The sequence below is a fragment of the Pseudonocardia petroleophila genome, assembly GCF_014235185.1.
Taxonomy (GTDB): Bacteria; Actinomycetota; Actinomycetes; order Mycobacteriales; family Pseudonocardiaceae; genus Pseudonocardia; species Pseudonocardia petroleophila.
The window spans coordinates 5,535,176-5,551,799 of record NZ_CP060131.1 but is presented as its reverse complement, the minus strand read 5'-3'; the positions used below and the strand labels follow the sequence as shown (position 1 = coordinate 5,551,799).

17 protein-coding genes are annotated in these 16,624 nt (G+C 77.0%); 12 read left to right on the top strand and 5 right to left on the bottom strand.

The features are described 5' to 3' along the window. Positions 1-24: 24 nt before the first annotated feature. The gene (locus H6H00_RS27350) at positions 25-1,434 is read right to left on the bottom strand and encodes a sensor histidine kinase (RefSeq protein WP_185718529.1); all 1,410 of its coding nucleotides are present in this window, start codon (positions 1,432-1,434) and stop codon (positions 25-27) included. After that, a complete protein-coding gene (locus H6H00_RS27345; protein WP_185718528.1) occupies positions 1,431-2,108 on the bottom strand; it encodes a response regulator transcription factor in 678 nt (225 codons plus the stop codon). Before H6H00_RS27345 ends, H6H00_RS27350 begins: the two co-directional genes overlap by 4 nt. A gap of 126 nt (positions 2,109-2,234) precedes the next feature. Here H6H00_RS27345 and H6H00_RS27340 point away from each other — a divergent pair, with 126 nt between their 5' ends. Then, the gene (locus H6H00_RS27340) at positions 2,235-3,275 is read left to right on the top strand and encodes a hypothetical protein (RefSeq protein ID WP_185718527.1); all 1,041 of its coding nucleotides are present in this window, start codon (positions 2,235-2,237) and stop codon (positions 3,273-3,275) included. A 10-nt stretch (positions 3,276-3,285) separates the two neighbouring features. Here H6H00_RS27340 and H6H00_RS27335 read toward each other — a convergent pair whose 3' ends face one another. Further along, positions 3,286-4,158 carry a PaaX family transcriptional regulator gene (locus H6H00_RS27335; protein ID WP_185718526.1) on the bottom strand — a complete coding sequence of 291 codons (873 nt, stop codon included), beginning with the start codon at positions 4,156-4,158 and terminating at the stop codon, positions 3,286-3,288. 34 nt (positions 4,159-4,192) lie between these two features. Between H6H00_RS27335 and H6H00_RS27330 the strand changes: the two genes are divergently transcribed. From H6H00_RS27330 to H6H00_RS27300, 8 genes are all read left to right on the top strand, one after another. Continuing rightward, complete coding sequence (locus H6H00_RS27330) at positions 4,193-5,461, top strand: adenosylmethionine--8-amino-7-oxononanoate transaminase (protein WP_185718525.1); 1,269 nt, start codon at positions 4,193-4,195, stop codon at positions 5,459-5,461. An 18-nt stretch (positions 5,462-5,479) separates the two neighbouring features. Then, the gene (locus H6H00_RS32530; protein ID WP_255425396.1) at positions 5,480-5,605 is read left to right on the top strand and encodes a hypothetical protein; all 126 of its coding nucleotides are present in this window, start codon (positions 5,480-5,482) and stop codon (positions 5,603-5,605) included. Between the two features lie 111 nt (positions 5,606-5,716). After that, entirely contained in the window at positions 5,717-7,840 is a 2,124-nt protein-coding gene (locus tag H6H00_RS27325; protein ID WP_185718524.1) for a SulP family inorganic anion transporter, read from the top strand. Positions 7,841-7,849: 9 nt separating this feature from the next. After that, positions 7,850-8,983 carry an 8-amino-7-oxononanoate synthase gene (locus H6H00_RS27320; protein ID WP_255425395.1) on the top strand — a complete coding sequence of 378 codons (1,134 nt, stop codon included), beginning with the start codon at positions 7,850-7,852 and terminating at the stop codon, positions 8,981-8,983. Then, the gene (gene bioD / locus H6H00_RS27315) at positions 8,980-9,672 is read left to right on the top strand and encodes a dethiobiotin synthase (protein WP_185718522.1); all 693 of its coding nucleotides are present in this window, start codon (positions 8,980-8,982) and stop codon (positions 9,670-9,672) included. The genes H6H00_RS27320 and bioD overlap by 4 nt, the downstream gene beginning before the upstream one ends. Next, the gene (gene bioB, locus H6H00_RS27310) at positions 9,669-10,679 is read left to right on the top strand and encodes a biotin synthase BioB (protein WP_185718521.1); all 1,011 of its coding nucleotides are present in this window, start codon (positions 9,669-9,671) and stop codon (positions 10,677-10,679) included. Before bioD ends, bioB begins: the two co-directional genes overlap by 4 nt. Beyond that, positions 10,679-10,870, top strand: a complete 192-nt coding sequence (gene bsaP / locus H6H00_RS27305; protein ID WP_185718520.1) for a biotin synthase auxiliary protein BsaP — start codon at positions 10,679-10,681, stop codon at positions 10,868-10,870. The genes bioB and bsaP overlap by 1 nt, the downstream gene beginning before the upstream one ends. Positions 10,871-10,938: 68 nt before the next feature. Continuing rightward, the gene (locus H6H00_RS27300) at positions 10,939-11,460 is read left to right on the top strand and encodes a type II toxin-antitoxin system PemK/MazF family toxin (protein WP_185718519.1); all 522 of its coding nucleotides are present in this window, start codon (positions 10,939-10,941) and stop codon (positions 11,458-11,460) included. A gap of 12 nt (positions 11,461-11,472) precedes the next feature. On the opposite strand, the gene H6H00_RS27295 is transcribed toward H6H00_RS27300, so the two are convergent. Beyond that, on the bottom strand, positions 11,473-12,108 hold the full coding sequence (locus tag H6H00_RS27295; protein ID WP_379539808.1) for an LON peptidase substrate-binding domain-containing protein: 636 nt from the start codon (positions 12,106-12,108) through the stop codon (positions 11,473-11,475). A gap of 46 nt (positions 12,109-12,154) precedes the next feature. Further along, positions 12,155-12,913 (bottom strand): NUDIX hydrolase, encoded by a 759-nt coding sequence (locus H6H00_RS27290; RefSeq protein ID WP_304632931.1) that lies wholly within the window; start codon positions 12,911-12,913, stop codon positions 12,155-12,157. 139 nt (positions 12,914-13,052) lie between these two features. Between H6H00_RS27290 and nadA the strand changes: the two genes are divergently transcribed. From nadA to nadC, 3 genes are read left to right on the top strand one after another with little or no spacing between them, the layout of a single operon-like run. Next, on the top strand, positions 13,053-14,042 hold the full coding sequence (gene nadA / locus H6H00_RS27285; RefSeq protein ID WP_185718517.1) for a quinolinate synthase NadA: 990 nt from the start codon (positions 13,053-13,055) through the stop codon (positions 14,040-14,042). Then, entirely contained in the window at positions 14,039-15,652 is a 1,614-nt protein-coding gene (locus H6H00_RS27280) for an L-aspartate oxidase (protein WP_185718516.1), read from the top strand. The genes nadA and H6H00_RS27280 overlap by 4 nt, the downstream gene beginning before the upstream one ends. Continuing rightward, positions 15,649-16,497, top strand: a complete 849-nt coding sequence (gene nadC, locus H6H00_RS27275) for a carboxylating nicotinate-nucleotide diphosphorylase (RefSeq protein WP_185718515.1) — start codon at positions 15,649-15,651, stop codon at positions 16,495-16,497. The genes H6H00_RS27280 and nadC overlap by 4 nt, the downstream gene beginning before the upstream one ends. Positions 16,498-16,624: the final 127 nt, after the last annotated feature.

The window sequence follows — 16,624 nt, the reverse complement described above, 5'->3', positions numbered from 1 at the left end:
CGCCCCGGTACCGGTGCGGGGCGGTCAGGCCGGGAGGGTCAGGCGGAAGCTCGCGCCCGTCGGACCCGGTACGAGGGTCAGGTCGCCGCCGTGGGCCCTCGCCAGGCCGCGGGCGATCGCGAGGCCCAGGCCGGCCCCGCCGGACTCGCGGTCGCGGGCGTCGTCGAGGCGCACCAGGCGCTCGAAGATCCGCTCCCGCTCCCCGGGCGGCACGCCGGGGCCGGTGTCGGTGACCGTCACGGCGTGGCCGGTCAGGTCGAGGGTGATCTCCCCGCCGGGCGGGGTGTGGCGCCGGGCGTTGTCGCCGAGGTTGGCGAGCACCTGTGCGATCCGGCCCGCGTCGACGTGCACCGGCACGGGCCCGCGGGCGCCGGTCCGGGTCACGGTGAGGCCGGGGGCGAGCGTGCGCAGCCGCTCGGTCTCGGCGTCGACGATCGCGGCGAGGTCGGCGTCGGCGGGGCGCAGGGGCAGGCCGCTGTCGATGCGGGCGAGCTCCAGCATGTCGGTGACCAGGCGCGACGTGCGCGCGGTCTCGCGCATCAGCAGCGTGACGCGGCGGTGGTTCGGGTCGTCGGGGCCGGGGGAGCGGTTGAGCATCTGCTCGGCCACCGCCTGCATCCCGGCGAGCGGGGTGCGCAGCTCGTGCGCGGCGTCGGAGAGGAACCGGCGGGTCTGCGCCTCGGCCCGGCGGGCGTCGGTGGCGGCGCCCTGCGCGCGGGCCTCGGCGGACTCCAGGGCGTCGAGCATCCCGTCGAAGGCGGCGCCCGCACGACCGAGGTCGGTGCCGGCGCGGTCGGGGCGCAGCCGCTGCCCGCGGTCGCCCGCGGTGGTCCGGCCGGCCAGCGCGGTGAGCTCGTCGAGGGGGCGCAGGGCGCGCGCGACGACCGTCAGCAGGGCGACGCCGGCGAGCCCGAGCGTCGCCAGGCCCGCGACCAGCATGATCGCCCGCAGCTGGGTGCGGACCCCCTCGATCTGGGTGGTGTCGGCGACGAGCAGCACGCGGGTGTCGTCGGACAGCACGACCGTGCGCGAGGTGCTCGACACCGCGGGCGGCTCCGGCGGCGGGCCGCCACCGGGACCGCGCGGGGGACCGGGCGGCGCCGGCTCGGCCGTCAGCGTCGCCGCGGCCGCGGGGGCGTCGGGGGCGGCCGGGACGACGCCGGGGTCGCCGTAGGTCCGCCCGTCCGGGGTGGTGACGCGGACGCGGATGTCCTGCCCGCCGAGCAGGTCGGGCAGCGCGCTCGCCGGGAACCCGGCCTCGGTGAACGCCTCCGCGCGCTCCGCGCGGTCGGCCAGGCGCGTGTCGAGCTCGGTGCGCAGCTGGGCGCCCAGCGCGATGTCGATGACCACCCCGACGACGACGAGCAGCAGCGCGAACAGCCCGAGCACCGCCACCGTCGCCCGGCGCCGCAGCGACGGGGTGGGCGTGCTCACGACCCGGCCCGCAGGACGTAGCCCAGCCCGCGCACGGTGTGCAGGATCCGCGGCTCGCCCATCTTGCGGCGCAGCGCGGAGATGTAGACCTCCACCAGGTTCGGGTCGTAGGCGTCGTAGCCCCACACGCTGGCCAGGATCTGGTCCTTGCCGACGGTCCGGCCGCGCTGCTGCGCGAGGTAGGTGAGCAGGCGCAGCTCGGTGGCGGTGAGGTCGAGGACGGTGCCCGCGCGGCTCGCGGTGCCGGCGTCCGGGTCGAGCACGAGGTCGCCGAGCTGGATCGCCGAGGCCACGACGCCGCGCCGGCGCAGCACCGCCCCGACCCGCGAGACGAGCTCGGCGAGCTGGAACGGCTTGACGACGTAGTCGTCGGCGCCGCCGTCGAGGCCGCGGACCCGGTCGTCGAGGGCGTCGCGGGCGGTCAGCATGACGATCCCGGCGTCGCCCCAGCCGCGGACGACGTCGACGAGGGCGAACCCGTCGCGGCCGGGGAGCATGACGTCGAGCAGGACGAGGTCGGGGCGGAACGCGTCGAGGACGTCCTCGAGCCCGCCGCCGTCGGCCCGGCCGCCCGTCACGTAGCCGGCGTCGGCGAGGGCCTCGACGACCATCTCCCGGATGGTCTCGGCGTCCTCGACGACGAGCACGCGCGGCGCCCCGCTGATGTTGCCCATGACCCATCCTGGCCCGCCGCACCTGAGCCGGAGCTGAGCGAACCGCCGTCGGGGCCCGGTCCTCAGCCCCGATTCAGCAACGGTCGCCAGCGTCGGTCGGGACAGTCCCCAACCGAGAGGTCCGAGATGACCCGCACGACACTCCTCGCGGCGGGCGGCGCCGCGCTCACCGCCGCCACCCTGCTGCTGGTGGCCCCCGCCGCGCTCGCCGACACCGGCCCGGCCGATTCCGGCACCCCGTCGCAGACGGCGCCCGCGGACGGGCCGGGGTCCGGCCCCTGCCTGCCGCCGCCCGTCCCGCCCGCCCCGGACGGGGCGACGGCCGACGGCGGCGTCCCGGCGGCTCCGGCCGCCCCGCCCGCGCCGGCCGCCCCGCCCGCTCCGGCCGAGGGCGGCACCCCGCCCGCCCCGGCCGGGGGCGAGACCCCGCCCAGCCCGCCGGTGCCGGGTGAGGCCCCGCCCGCTCCGGTCGAGGGCGCCGTCCCGGCGGCGCCGTCCGACGGCGGCACCCCGGCTGCGCCGGGTGAGGCCCAGCCCGCGCCGTCCGACGGCACGGTTCCGGCAGCCCCTGCGGCCCCGCCCGCCCCGGCCGAGAGCACGGTTCCGGCGGCCCCGGCCGCCCCGCCCGCCCCGGCCGACGGTGCACTCCCGGCGGCGCCGGACGACGGCAGCACCCCGCCCGCGTCCGACGCCGGCCCCACCCCGCCCGCGCCGTCCGACGGCGGCTCTCCGCCCGCGCCGGGGGCGGTGCCGGCCCCGCCCGCACCGGGTGCGGCCCCGCCGGCCCCGGCCGACGGAACGGCCCCGTCCGACGGCGCCACCCCGCCCGCCCCGTCCGACGGGATCGCACCGCCCGCCCCCGGTGCGGGGCCGGGGCGCGGGCCGGGCTGCGGGCCCGCGGCGATCGCCGAGACCCCGACGACCGTCGAGAGCACCGTCGCCTCCTACCGCACCGGCCCGGCGGGCGACACCGACGGACTGGTGCTGGCCGACGGCACGGTCGTGCTGCTCCCGCCGCACGGCGACGTGACGGCGGAGCGGTTCGCCGTGGGCACGGCGCTGCGGGTCGAGGGCGGGCGGCACACCGGGCCCGGCGAGGAGACCCACCTGCACGCGTCGACGATCACCGACACCGTGACCGGCGAGGTCGTGACGGTCGGGCGCTGACCGGGACTGCTCAGGGCCGCCCGGCGAGACCCTGCCAGTACTGCTGGGCCGGGCGGTCCCACCGGGCGTGCAGGTGGGCGAACCGCTCGGCCGCCCGGGTGCCCGCCCAGTGCGCGGGCAGCAGCTCCGAGGGGAGGCGGGGGTCGAGGAAGGGGAAGCGCCGCCAGGCGTGCACGAGGTGGATCTGGTGGGCGAGCACCTCGGCCGGGGCGGTGGGCTCGGCGCCGGAGAACTCGTCGAGGAACTCCTCGTAGGCCTGCTCGACCTCGGCGAGGTCCCAGGCCTGGGCGACGACGTCGCCCTGGGCGCCGATCCCCCCGAACGGCCCGACGAACGAGCTGCTGACCGCGGCGAGCCCGAGGTCGGCGAGGACGTCGGCGACCTCGGGCTGCTTGCCCGGGTCGGGCGAGACCCACACGCCCGGCGCGGGCGACCCGAGACCGGCCCAGGCCAGCCGGGTGCGCAGCCGGTGGCGCAGCTGGCGGCGGGCCTCCGGGACGCTGACCAGCAGCACCAGCCACCGCCCGTCCCACGGCTTCGCCGCCGTCCCGAACCCGTAGATGCGCTCGGCGCCGTCGGTGAGCAGCCGCCGGCCCGAGGGGGTGAGCGACCAGCGCACCCGCCGCCCGGCCCGGTCGGACTCCAGGAGCCCCTCCGCCGCCGTGCGGGCGAGCGCCTGCCGCGCCGACTTGGGCTCGACGTCGAGCGCGCCGAGGACGTCGAGCAGCACCTGCGTCCACACCGGCTCGTCGCGCGGGAGCACGAACTCGCCCAGCACCGTGAGCAGCAGGGAGCGGGCGCTCGTCGCGCCCAGCTCGCGGCGCCGCGACAGCGCGGGGTGCTCGTTGCCCGGGAGGACGGGGAGTGACTCGGCAGCGGACATGACCGGCCCAGCGTAGTCACTACTGTCTGCCCACGTGGACATCGAGCGCCTCGTGGCGGACGACCGGCAGCACGTGTGGCACCCCTACGCCCCGATGCCGGCGACGTCGACGCCCCTGCCGGTCACCTCGGCCGCGGGGGTGCGCCTGCACCTGGCCGACGGTCGCGAGCTCGTCGACGGCATGTCGTCGTGGTGGGCGGCCATCCACGGCTACGCGCACCCGGTCCTCGACGCCGCGGTGCGCGACCAGCTCGGCGCCATGAGCCACGTGATGTTCGGCGGGCTGACGCACTCGCCCGCCGTCGACCTCGCCCGGCTGCTCGTCGACGTGACCCCGGCCGGGCTCGAGCACGTGTTCCTGGCCGACTCGGGCTCGGTGTCGGTCGAGGTCGCGATCAAGATGTGCCTGCAGTACCAGCGCTCGCGCGGCCGGCCGGAGAAGCACCGGCTGATGACCTGGCGCGGCGGGTACCACGGCGACACGTTCGGCGCGATGAGCGTCTGCGACCCCGACGGCGGCATGCACGCGCTGTGGACCGACGTGCTCCCGCAGCAGGTGTTCGCGTCCGCGCCGCCGCGGGAGTTCGAGACGGCCTACGTCGCGGAGCTGGCGGAGCTGATCGAGACCCACGCCCACGAGCTGGCCGCGGTCGTCGTCGAGCCGGTCGTGCAGGGGGCCGGGGGGATGCGCTTCCACGACCCGCGCTACCTGCACGTCCTGCGCGAGCTGTGCCTCACCCACGACGTCCTGCTCGTGTTCGACGAGATCGCCACCGGGTTCGGGCGCACCGGCGAGATGTTCGCGGCCGACCACGCGGGCATCGCCCCGGACGTCCTGTGCGTCGGCAAGGCCCTCACCGGCGGCTACCTGACGATGGCGGCCGCCCTGTGCACGTCGGAGGTCGCCCGCGGGATCTCCGACGGCGCCGCGGGCGTCCTCATGCACGGCCCGACGTTCATGGGCAACCCGCTCGCCGCGGCCGTGGCGGGGGCGTCGGTGCGGCTGCTGGGGGAGCGCGACTGGCGCGGCGAGGTCGCCGGCATCGCCCGGGCGCTCACCGCGGGGCTCGCCCCGGCCCGCGCGCTGCCCGGCGTCGTCGACGTGCGGGTGCTGGGCGCGATCGGGGTCGTGCAGCTCGACCACGGGGTCGACATGGCGGCGGCCTCGGCGGCGGCGATCGACGCCGGGGTGTGGCTGCGCCCGTTCCGCGACCTCGTCTACACGATGCCGCCCTACGTCTGCACCCCGGACGACCTGGCGTCGATCTCCGCGGCGGTGTGCGCGGCGGCCGCCGCGGGATAGAGGTGATCATGGACACCCATGATCACCCGGAGGGTGTCGCCGGACCGGGTGACGGTCGCGGCGGTGCCGCGGGCCGGGCTCCGGCGCCGCGTCCCGCCGACCTGCGCGGACCCCCCCGCGCAGATGAACATGACCACCACGTGAACGCCGGACAAGGCGGACAGACGGCGCGGAACGGACACCGGTGATGTGCCGTTCGATGGGTCGCGGTGCACCGAGGCGCCCGCCCTGACCGACCGACCTCCGGAGTTCTCGATGACCGCGTCCGACGTCCGCCCAGCCCAGCACGCCCCGCCGCCCCCCGCGCCGCCCGGCCGCCTGGCCGCCCTGCGCGCCGACGTCGGCGCCTCGCTCGTGGTGTTCCTCGTCGCCGTCCCGCTGTCGCTGGGCATCGCGCTCGCCTCCGGCGCGCCGATCATGGCCGGGATCATCGCCGCGGTCGTCGGGGGTGTGGTGGCCGGCCTGCTGGGCGGCTCTCCGCTGCAGGTCAGCGGGCCCGCGGCGGGTCTCACCGTCGTCGTCGCCGAGCTGGTCGCGCGGTTCGGCTGGCAGGTCACCTGCCTGATCACGGTCGGCGCAGGGCTGCTGCAGATCGTGTTCGGGCTGCTGCGGGTCGCCCGCTTCAGCCAGGCCATCCCGCCTGCCGTCGTGCACGGGATGCTCGCCGGGATCGGGCTGACGATCGTGCTCGGCCAGCTGCACGTCGTCCTGGGCGGGACCCCGCCCTCCGGTGCCGTGGAGAGCCTGCTCGGCCTGCCCGCCCGGCTGCTCGCCGCCGACCCGGCCGCCGCGGCCGTCGGCGGCGTGACGATCACGATGCTGCTGGCCTGGCCGCTGGTGCCGAAGGCGGTGCGGGCGGTGCCCGGGCCGCTCGTGGCGGTCGTCGCGGCCACCGCGGTCGCCGTGATCTGGCCCGCCGTCCCGCGGGTCGACCTGCCCGGCGGGCTGCTGGAGTCGATCGCGCTGCCGTCGGTCCTGCCGACGGGGGACTGGGCCGGGATCGCCGGCGGCATCCTCACCGTCGCGCTGATCGCGAGCGTGGAGAGCCTGCTCTCGGCCGTCGCGGTCGACCGCATGCGCCGCCCGGACGGCAGCCAGGGCCCGCGCACCCGGCCCGACCGCGAGCTGATCGGCCAGGGCGCCGCCAACGGCGTGTCGGGGCTGCTCGGCGGCCTGCCTGTCACCGGCGTCATCGTGCGCAGCTCGGCGAACGTCCGCGCCGGGGCGCGCACGCGGGCGTCGACCGTGCTGCACGGCGTCTGGATCGCGGTGTTCGCGATCGCCCTGATCGGCATCATCGAGCTGGTGCCGCTGGCCGCGCTGGCCGGGTTGCTGATCATGGTCGGGCTGCAGCTGGTGAAGCCCGTCGACGTGACGCAGGCCCGCCGCCACGGCGACCTCGCCGTCTACCTCGCCACGATCGCCGGCGTGCTGGCGCTCAACCTGCTGGAGGGCGTCGGCGTCGGGCTGGCCGTCGCCGGGTTCCTCATGCTGCGCCGCGCGCTCTCGGCGAACCTGCAGCACGAGCCGCCCGCGGCCGAGGGCGAGCCGCACCGCGTCGTCGTCGGGGGGACGCTGAGCTTCCTGTCCGTCCCGGCGCTCGCGCGGACGCTGGGCGCGGTGCCCCCGGGCGCGCCGGTGCAGGTCGACCTCGTCGTCGACTACCTCGACCACGCCGCCTACGACCACCTCGACACCTGGACCACCCGGCACCGCGCGAGCGGCGCCCCGACCGAGGTGACGGAGCCGCCGGGGGCCGGGGGCGCGCGCCGCGGCCGGTACGCGACCTGGTCGCAGTGGCAGGGGTCCGAGGCGAACCCGCTGCTCGCGGGCGTGGCGGCGTTCCACGAGGAGTCGGCCGCGCTGCGGCCGACGCTGCGCTCGCTCGGCTCCGGGCAGGCGCCCGCGGGCCTGCTGCTGACCTGCGCCGACTCCCGCGTCGTGCCCAGCGTGATCACCCGCAGCGGCCCGGGCGACCTGTTCACCGTGCAGAACGTCGGCAACCTCGTCGCGGGCACCTCGGCGCGGGCGGCCGTCCAGTACGCGACGACGGTCCTGCGGGTCCCCACGCTCGCGGTGTGCGGGCACTCCGGCTGCGGCGCGATGCGCGGGCTGCTCGACGGCACCGCCGAGGGCGCGCTGGGGGACTGGCTGCGGGCGGCGACCCCCAGCCTGGAGGCGTTCCGCTCGGGGCACCCGGTCGGCGCCGCGGCCCTGCGCGACGGCTTCGGCGAGGCGGAGGCGCTGGCGATGGTCAACGTCGCGGTGCAGCTCGACGCGCTGGAGCACACCGGGGCCGACCTCGTCGGGCTGTTCTTCGACATCCCCACCGCCCGGGTGCTCACCCTGGACCGGGAGGCCCGGGAGTTCCGGCACTAGGGTCGGGTGGTGGCCGACCACCCCCTCGCCTGGCTCGACGCCCACGCCGACGCCCGCCGCGCCGCCGGACTGCGCCGGGAGCTGCGGCCGCGCCCGGCCGGTGAACCCGGGATCGACCTGGCCGGCAACGACTACCTCGGGTTGTCCACCGACCCGCGGGTGGTCGCCGGCGGGATCGAGGCCCTCCGGACGTGGGGGGCGGGGTCGACGGGGTCGCGCCTGGTCACCGGCACCACCGCGCTGCACGCGGAGCTGGAGCGCGAGGTCGCCGCGTTCTGCGGGGCGGAGTCGGCCCTGGTGTTCTCCTCCGGGTACGCGGCGAACCTCGGCGCGCTGACCGCGCTGTCCGGGCCGGGGGCGCTGATCGTCTCCGACGTCGCCAACCACGCGTCGCTCGTCGACGCCTGCCGCCTGTCCCGGGCCCGGATCGTGGTGGCCGACGGCCCCGCTGCCGTCGACGCCGCGCTGGCCGCGCGCACCGAGTCCCGCGCCCTCGTCGTCACCGACAGCGTGAACAGCGTCGACGGCGGGCTGGCCCCGCTGCGCGCGCTGCACGCCGTCACCCGGGAGCGGGGCGCGCTGCTCGTCGTCGACGAGGCGCACGGGCTGGGGGTCTGCGGCCCGGGCGGGCGCGGGCTGCTGGCCGCCGTCGGGCTGGCCGGGGCGGACGACGTGGTCGCCACCGTGACGCTGTCGAAGGCGCTGGGCAGCCAGGGCGGGGCGGTGCTCGGGCCGGCGGCGGTCACCGCGCACCTCGTCGACACCGCGCGCTCCTTCATCTTCGACACCGGCCTCGCCCCGGCCTGCGTCGGCTCCGCACTGGCCGCGCTGCGCGTGCTCGCGGCCGAGCCGGCGCTGCCCGCCGCGGTGCTGCGCGCGGCCGCCGACCTCGCCGACGCCGCCGGGGTGCCGGTTCCGGAGTCCTCGGTGGTGTCGGTGGTGCTCGGCGAGCCGGAGCGGGCGCTGGCCGCGGCGCGGCGGTGCGCGGAGCTGGGCGTGCGGGTCGGGTGCTTCCGGCCGCCGTCGGTGCCGGTGGGCACGAGCCGGCTGCGGCTGACCGCGCGCGCGACGCTCACCGCCGACGAGCTCGACCGCGTCCGCGCGGTGCTCGCCGAGGTGCTGGCCCCGGCGGCGGCCCGGTGAGCGGGCGGGTCCTCGTCGTCACCGGCACCGGGACGGGCGTCGGCAAGACCGTCGTCACCGCGGCGGTGGCGGCACTGGCGACGGGCCGCGTCGCCGTGCTCAAGCCCGCCCAGACCGGGGTGGGGCCCGACGAGCCCGGTGACCTCGCCGACGTCGGTCGCCTCGTCCCCGGCGTCACCGGCCGCGAGCTCGGCCGCTACCCCGACCCGCTCGCCCCCGGCACCGCCGCCCGCCGCGCGGGCGTGCCGCCGGTCACCCCGGCCGCGGCGGCCGCGGCGGCCCGGGAGCTGGCCGCCGACCACGACCTCGTGCTCGTCGAGGGGGCGGGCGGGCTGCTCGTCCGGTTCGACGACGACGGGACGCTCGCCGACGTCGCCGCGGCCCTCGACGCGCCGGTGCTCGTCGTCGCCGCCGCCGGTCTGGGCACGCTCAACCACACCGCGCTGACCACCGAGGCGCTGGCGGCGCGCGGGCTGGGCTGCGCCGGGGTCGTGATCGGGTCGTGGCCGCGCGACCCCGATCTCGCGGCCCGCTGCAACCTCGCCGACCTGCCCGCCGTCACCGGGGCGCCGCTGCTCGGCGCGGTCGCCGAGGGGGCGGGGACGCTGCCCCCGGAGGAGTTCGCGGCCGTCGCCCGTCACAGTCTTTCGCCCGAACTGGGCGGGAAATGGCATAGTCCCGGATCGTGACGACCACCGAAGCCGCCGCCATCCTGTCCACCGCCCGCGCCCAGGTGCTGGAGGAGGGAGTCGGCCTCGACGAGGCCCAGGTGCTCGAGGTGCTGCGCCTGCCCGACGACGCGCTCGACGACCTGCTCCAGCTCGCCCACGACGTGCGGATGCGCTGGTGCGGGCCGGAGGTCGAGGTCGAGGGGATCATCTCGCTCAAGACCGGCGGGTGTCCCGAGGACTGCCACTTCTGCTCGCAGTCCGGCCTGTTCGCCTCACCGGTGCGCTCGGCGTGGCTCGACGTCCCGGCGCTGGTCGAGGCGGCGAAGCAGACCGCGAAGACCGGGGCGACGGAGTTCTGCATCGTCGCGGCGGTGCGGGGTCCGGACGCCCGGCTGATGGCGCAGGTCGCGGCGGGCATCGCGGCGATCAAGGACGAGATCGACATCAACATCGCGTGCTCGCTGGGGATGCTGGACCAGGAGCAGGTCGACCAGCTCGCCGCGATGGGCGTGCACCGCTACAACCACAACCTGGAGACGGCCCGGTCGCACTTCCCGAACGTGGTCACCACGCACACCTGGGAGGAGCGGGCGGAGACGCTGCGGCTGGTGCGCGAGGCCGGCATGGAGGTGTGCTGCGGCGGGATCCTGGGGATGGGGGAGACCCTGGAGCAGCGCGCGGAGTTCGCGGCGCAGCTGGCCGCGCTCACCCCGGACGAGGTGCCGCTGAACTTCCTCAACCCGCGCCCGGGCACGCCGTTCGGGGACCAGGAGCCGATGGCGGGCGCCGACGCGCTGCGCGCGGTGGCCGCGTTCCGGCTCGCGCTGCCGCGCACGGTGCTCCGCTTCGCGGGCGGCCGGGAGATCACGCTGGGCGACCTGGGTGCGCGCAAGGGCCTGCTGGGCGGGATCAACGCCGTCATCGTCGGCAACTACCTGACGACGCTGGGCCGGGCCGCGGAGTCCGACATCGACCTGCTCGGCGAGCTGCAGATGCCGATCAAGGCGCTGAACGACACCCTCTGATGGCCTCCCCCGACCACGTCTTCTGCGACCAGTGCGGGCAGCCCGCCGGGGACCACCCGCGCTGCGCGGCCCGGCGCGACCTGGAGCCGCCGCGCTACTGCCCCGACTGCGCGCGGCGGATGGTCGTGCAGGTCAACCCGGTGGGCTGGACGGCCCGCTGCAGCAGGCACGGCGAGCTCCGGAGCGCGTAGCGGCCGGTCCCGCGACCCGGGCGGAGGGCGCGCGCACGGCCGACCGGGAGGTCGGCCATGCTGGGCGCATGGCGAACTGGGGAAACCTGCTGCGGCAGGCGGCCAAGATCGGGATGGACCTGCTGTCGCGGTCCTCGCAGCAGCCGACCGGCAGGCCCCCCTCGGGCGGCCCGGCGGCCCCGCGGCCGCGGACGCAGGCCCGCAGCGCGCCCACCGGCGACTCCCCGCGCACCATCGCCTACGCCCCCGACCTCGACGGGTCCGCCGACCCGGGCGAGATCGTCTGGGCCTGGGTGCCGTTCGAGGAGAACGACGGGCGCGGCAAGGACCGCCCGCTGCTCGTCGTCGGGCGGCAGGAGGGCGACCTCGTCGGGCTGATGCTGTCGAGCCAGCACGACCGGGCCGACGACCGCGACTGGGTCTCGATCGGGTCCGGGGCGTGGGACCGCGAGGGGCGCGAGTCGTTCGTGCGGCTCGACCGGGTCCTGGAGGTCGGGGAGCACGACATCCGCCGCGAGGGCGCGGTGCTCGACCGCGACCGGTTCGAGCGCGTCGCCGGTGAGCTGCGCGGGCGCTTCGGCTGGAGCTGACGCGCGGGCGCCTCAGTTGGCGCTGTGCTCCACCGAGAACGTCGTGATCGGGGCGGGGACCGCCCGCAGCTGGGTGAGCAGCCCGGTCTCCCGGGCGAGCAGCATCCGGACCATCCGCAGCCGTTCGGTGGGGGAGACCTCCTCCAGCAGGGACTGCTTGTCGGTCAGCGGGAGCAGGCAGTCGGCGGCGAGGGCGCCCGGCAGCTCCGCGGGCGGGATGTCGGCGTCCGGCTCGGACCAGTCGTCGGTCTTCCACGCGGTGCCGCAGTAGCGGCGGTGGGCGTCGCGGGCGGCGGTGGTGAGCATCGAGGTGAGGTCGTCGCCGCCCTCGAACGCGCTGTCGGGCAGGAACTCCACCGACCCCATGAGGTACGGCTTGGACTCCGCGTCGAGGTCGAGCAGGCGGAAGCGCCGGGCGCCACGGGTGACGATGTCGAAGCGCCCGTCGGGCAGCCGGCGGACGTCGCGCAGGGAGGCGGTGCAGCCGACGGCGTGCAGCCCGGCGACGCCGTCGTCGTCGGGGGTCCAGCCCTCGCGCACCGCGACGACCCCGAACTCCTTGTCGGGGACGGCCCCGGCGACCAGGTCGATCGTGAGCTGCCGGTAGCGCGGTTCGAAGATGTGCAGCGGCAGCAGGGCCCCCGGCATGAGCACGGTTCCCAGGGGGAACACGGGGACGGTCTCGGCCACGCGCCTACGGTACGGCGCCCCGTCCGTGCTCGCCCGGCGGCTTAAGCACGGCGAAGGCGTCGGTGACGCGCAGGGTCCGGTCGGTGAACCGGAACAGGGCCGCGGGCCGCCCGCCGGAGGGTCCGGGAGGGGCGACGGCGCCGGTCGGTTCGAGCAGCGCGCGGCGGGTCAGGACGCGCTGCAGGTTGGTGGCGGAGACCGGGTGGCCGAGCGCGGTGACGTAGAGGTCGCGCAGGGCGGAGATGGTGAACTCGCGCGGGGCGAGGGCGAACCCGAGGTTGGTGTAGGACAGCTTCGCCCGGAGCCGGTCGCGCGCGGCGGCGACGATCGTGCCGTGGTCGAACGCGGCGCCGGCCAGCGCGGGGGTGCGGACCGGGGTGGGCAGGGCGTCCGGGGCGGGGGCGCCGTCGGCGGGCGGCGGGCTGACGGTGCGCCAGGCCGTGTCGTCCGGGACCGCCGGGTCGACGTCGGACGGGACGAGGCCGAGGAACGCCGTCGCGATGAGGCGGGTCCCCGGCACCCGGCCGGGGTCGCTGAACACCCCGAGCTGCTCGACGTGCGCGACCTCGCGGACGTCGACCTTCTCCGCGAGCTGGCGCAGCACCGACGCCTCGACGTCCTCGTCGTCGCCCAGCCGCCCGCCCGGCAGGGCCCACCGGCCCTTGTCCGGCTCGCGGGCCCGCTCCCAGGCGAGGACCTGCACGCCCCCGGTGTCCCCGACGCGCAGCACCGCCGCGAGCACCTCGTGTCCGGTCGCGCTCACAGCGTGATCGTAGGGGAGCGGGTGAACGGCGGATGTCCGTCAGGTGAGGCGCAGGTCACGCGGTGCGTGCCTCCCGGAGGCTCCACTGCTAGCATCGTGCCTAGTTTACGACTACTAGTCGAAAACACGAGGAGGGGTCATGACGACGACCGAAGCCCCGGCGGTGGACGCCGGATGGGCCGAGGAGGTCCGGGCGCTCGCCCAGGCCCAGGACGCCGTGGTGCTGGCGCACAACTACCAGCTCCCCGAGATCCAGGACGTCGCGCACTTCACCGGTGACTCGCTGGCCCTGTCCCGGATCGCGGCGGAGTCGACCGCGTCGACGATCGTGTTCTGCGGCGTCCACTTCATGGCGGAGACCGCGAAGATCCTCTCACCCGAGAAGACGGTGCTGATCCCGGACGCGGGGGCGGGCTGCTCGCTGGCCGACTCGATCACCGCCGACCAGCTGCGGTCCTGGAAGGCCGAGCACCCCGGCGCGGTGGTCGTCAGCTACGTCAACACGACGGCGGCGGTGAAGGCGGAGACCGACGTCTGCTGCACGTCGTCGAACGCCGTCGAGGTCGTGGAGTCGATCCCGGCCGACCGCGAGGTGCTGTTCCTGCCCGACCAGTTCCTCGGCGCGCACGTCCGCCGGATCACCGGCCGGCAGAACATGCACGTGTGGGCGGGGGAGTGCCACGTGCACGCGGGCATCAGCGGCCCGGCGCTCACCGCGCAGTCCGAGGCCCACCCCGAGGCCGACCTCTACGTGCACCCCGAGTGCGGGTGCGCCACCTCGGCGCTCTACCTCGCCGGGGCCGGCGCGGTGCCCGCCGAGCACGTCAAGATCCTCTCGACGGGCGGCATGCTCGACGCCGCCCGCGAGGCGAAGCCCGGCGGCACGGTGCTGGTCGCGACCGAGGTCGGGATGCTGCACCAGCTGCGGCGGGCGGCGCCGGAGGTCGACTTCCGCGCGGTCAACGACCGGGCGTCGTGCCACTACATGAAGATGATCACCCCGGCGAAGCTCCTGCGGGCGCTGCGCGAGGGCCGCGACGAGGTGCACGTCGACCCCGAGCTCGCCGAGCGCGGGCGCGCCGCGGTGCAGCGGATGATCGCGATCGGGCAGCCCGGAGGCGGGGAGTGAGCGCGTGGGAGGCCGAGGCGGACCTCGTCGTCGTCGGCAGCGGGGTCGCGGGGCTGACCGCCGCCCTCGACGCCGCCGCGGCGGGCCTGCGGGTCGTCGTCGTCACCAAGGACGCGGTCGACGCCGGGTCGACGCGCTGGGCGCAGGGCGGGGTCGCCGTCGTCGTCGGTGACGTCCCCGGCGACAGCGTGCAGGCCCACGTCGCCGACACCCTCGAGGCCGGCGGCGGCCTGTGCGACGCCGCGGCGGTGGCGTCGATCATCGCCGACGGTCCCGCGGCCGTGGCCCGGCTGCGGGAGCGGGGAGCGCGCTTCGACCGGGCGGATCCGGATGCGGGCCCCGACGGACGGCTCGCCCGGACCCGCGAGGGCGGGCACTCCGCGTTCCGTGTGGTGCACGCCGGCGGCGACGCCACCGGGGCCGAGGTCGAGCGGGCCCTCGTGCACGCCGCGGACGGGTTGCCGCTGCTGATCGGGCACGTCGCGGTCGACGTCCTGCGCACCCCCGACGGGCGGGCCGCCGGCCTGGCCGTGCTCGACGACGAGGGCCGCCCCGGCGTGCTGCGCGCCGCCGCCGTGCTCCTCGCGACCGGCGGCTACGGCCAGCTCTACTCCTCCACGACCAACCCGGAGACCGCCACCGGCGACGGCGTCGCGCTCGCGCTGCGGGCCGGGGCGTCGGCGGCCGATCTCGAGTTCGTGCAGTTCCACCCGACCGTCCTCTACACCGGGCCGGCCGTCGGGCGCCGCCCGCTGGTCACCGAGGCCGTCCGTGGCGAGGGCGCGGTGCTGCTCGACCGCGCCGGGCGCCGCTTCATGACCGGCGTGCACCCGCTCGCCGACCTGGCCCCGCGCGACGTCGTGGCCGCCGCGATCACCCGCCGCCTCGCCGAGACCGGCACGGCCTGCGTCTACCTCGACGCCCGCGCCCTCGACGGCTTCGCCACGCGCTTCCCGACGGTGTACGCGGCGTGCCGCGCCGCGGGGATCGACCCGGTGCGCGAGCCCATCCCGGTGACGCCCGCGGCGCACTACTCGTGCGGCGGGGTCGTCACCGACCTGCACACCCGCACCGCCGTCCCCGGCCTGTACGCCGCGGGGGAGGTGGCCCGCACCGGCCTGCACGGGGCGAACCGGCTGGCCTCGAACAGCCTGCTGGAGGGGCTCGTCATGGGGGCGAGGGCGGCGTCGGCGGTGGTGGCGGAGTTGCAGCACGGCCACCATGCCGCCGCCTCGTGGCGGGACGGTGGCCTTCCTGCCGTCCCGGCCCCCGCCGTCCCCCTCGCCGACCGCGGCGTCGTGCAACGGGCCATGTCGGGCGCGGCGGGCGTCGGGCGGGACGGGGCCGGCCTCGCCGCCGCCTCCGACGCCGTCGACGCGGCCACCGCCCTCGCGGTCCCGATCGACCGGGCGGGCGTCGAGGACGCCGCGCTCACCCTGCTCGCCCGCGCGGTGCTCGCCGCCGCGGGCACCCGCACCGAGAGCCGGGGCTGCCACGTGCGCACCGACTTCCCCGCCCGCGACGACGTGTGGCAGCGCGCGAGCCTGGAGGTCGCGCTCGACGGGTCGGGCGGCCCGGTCGTCCGCACGGTCAAGGCGGTGTCGGTGTGAACGGCCCCGATCCCGACGATCTCCGCCGCGTCGTCGCCACCGCGCTGGAGGAGGACCTGCGCTACGGCCCCGATGCCACCACCGAGGCCACGGTTCCGGCCGACGCGATCGCCGTCGGCGCCTTCGCCGCGCGCCGCCCCGGCGTGCTGGCCGGCGTCCCGGCCGCGCTCGCCGTGCTCGACGCCGTGGTCGGCGACTACGAGGTGCTCTCCGCGGCCTCCGACGGCGACCGGCTGGAGGCGGGCGACCCGGCGCTCACCGTCCGCGCGCCCGTCCGCACCTTCCTCACCGCCGAGCGCACCGCGCTCAACCTGCTCTGCCACCTCTCCGGCGTCGCGACGGCCACCGCGGCCTGGGTCGACGCCGTCGCGGGCACCGGGGCGCGCATCCGCGACACCCGCAAGACCCTGCCCGGCCTGCGGCTGCTGGAGAAGTACGCGGTGCGCTGCGGCGGGGGCGTCAACCACCGCCTCGGGCTCGGCGACGCCGTGCTCATCAAGGACAACCACGTCGCGGCGGCCGGGTCGGTCGGGGCGGCGCTGCGGGCCGCGCGCGAGCGGGCGCCGCACCTGCCGTGCGAGGTGGAGGTCGACTCGCTGGAGCAGTTGCGGGAGGTGCTCGACCTGGGCGCCGAGCTCGTGCTGCTCGACAACTTCTCCGTCGAGCGCACCCGTGAGGCCGTCGCGCTGCGGGGGAGCGCCCCGACCCGGCTGGAGTCCTCGGGCGGGCTGGCGCTGGAGAACGCGCGGGCCTACGCCGAGACCGGGGTCGACTTCCTCGCCGTCGGTGCGCTCACCCACTCCGTCACCGCGCTGGACCTGGGCCTGGACCTCCTGCCGGGCTGACGGGGAGCGTGGGCGACGCCACGTCCGCAGGATTCGGTCGTTCCACGCCCGGCGGGGGACAATCGTGATGGGTACGCGTCAACGACGACCTCCACCACACCCTCCCTGCAGGCTCCCGGTCTGGAGT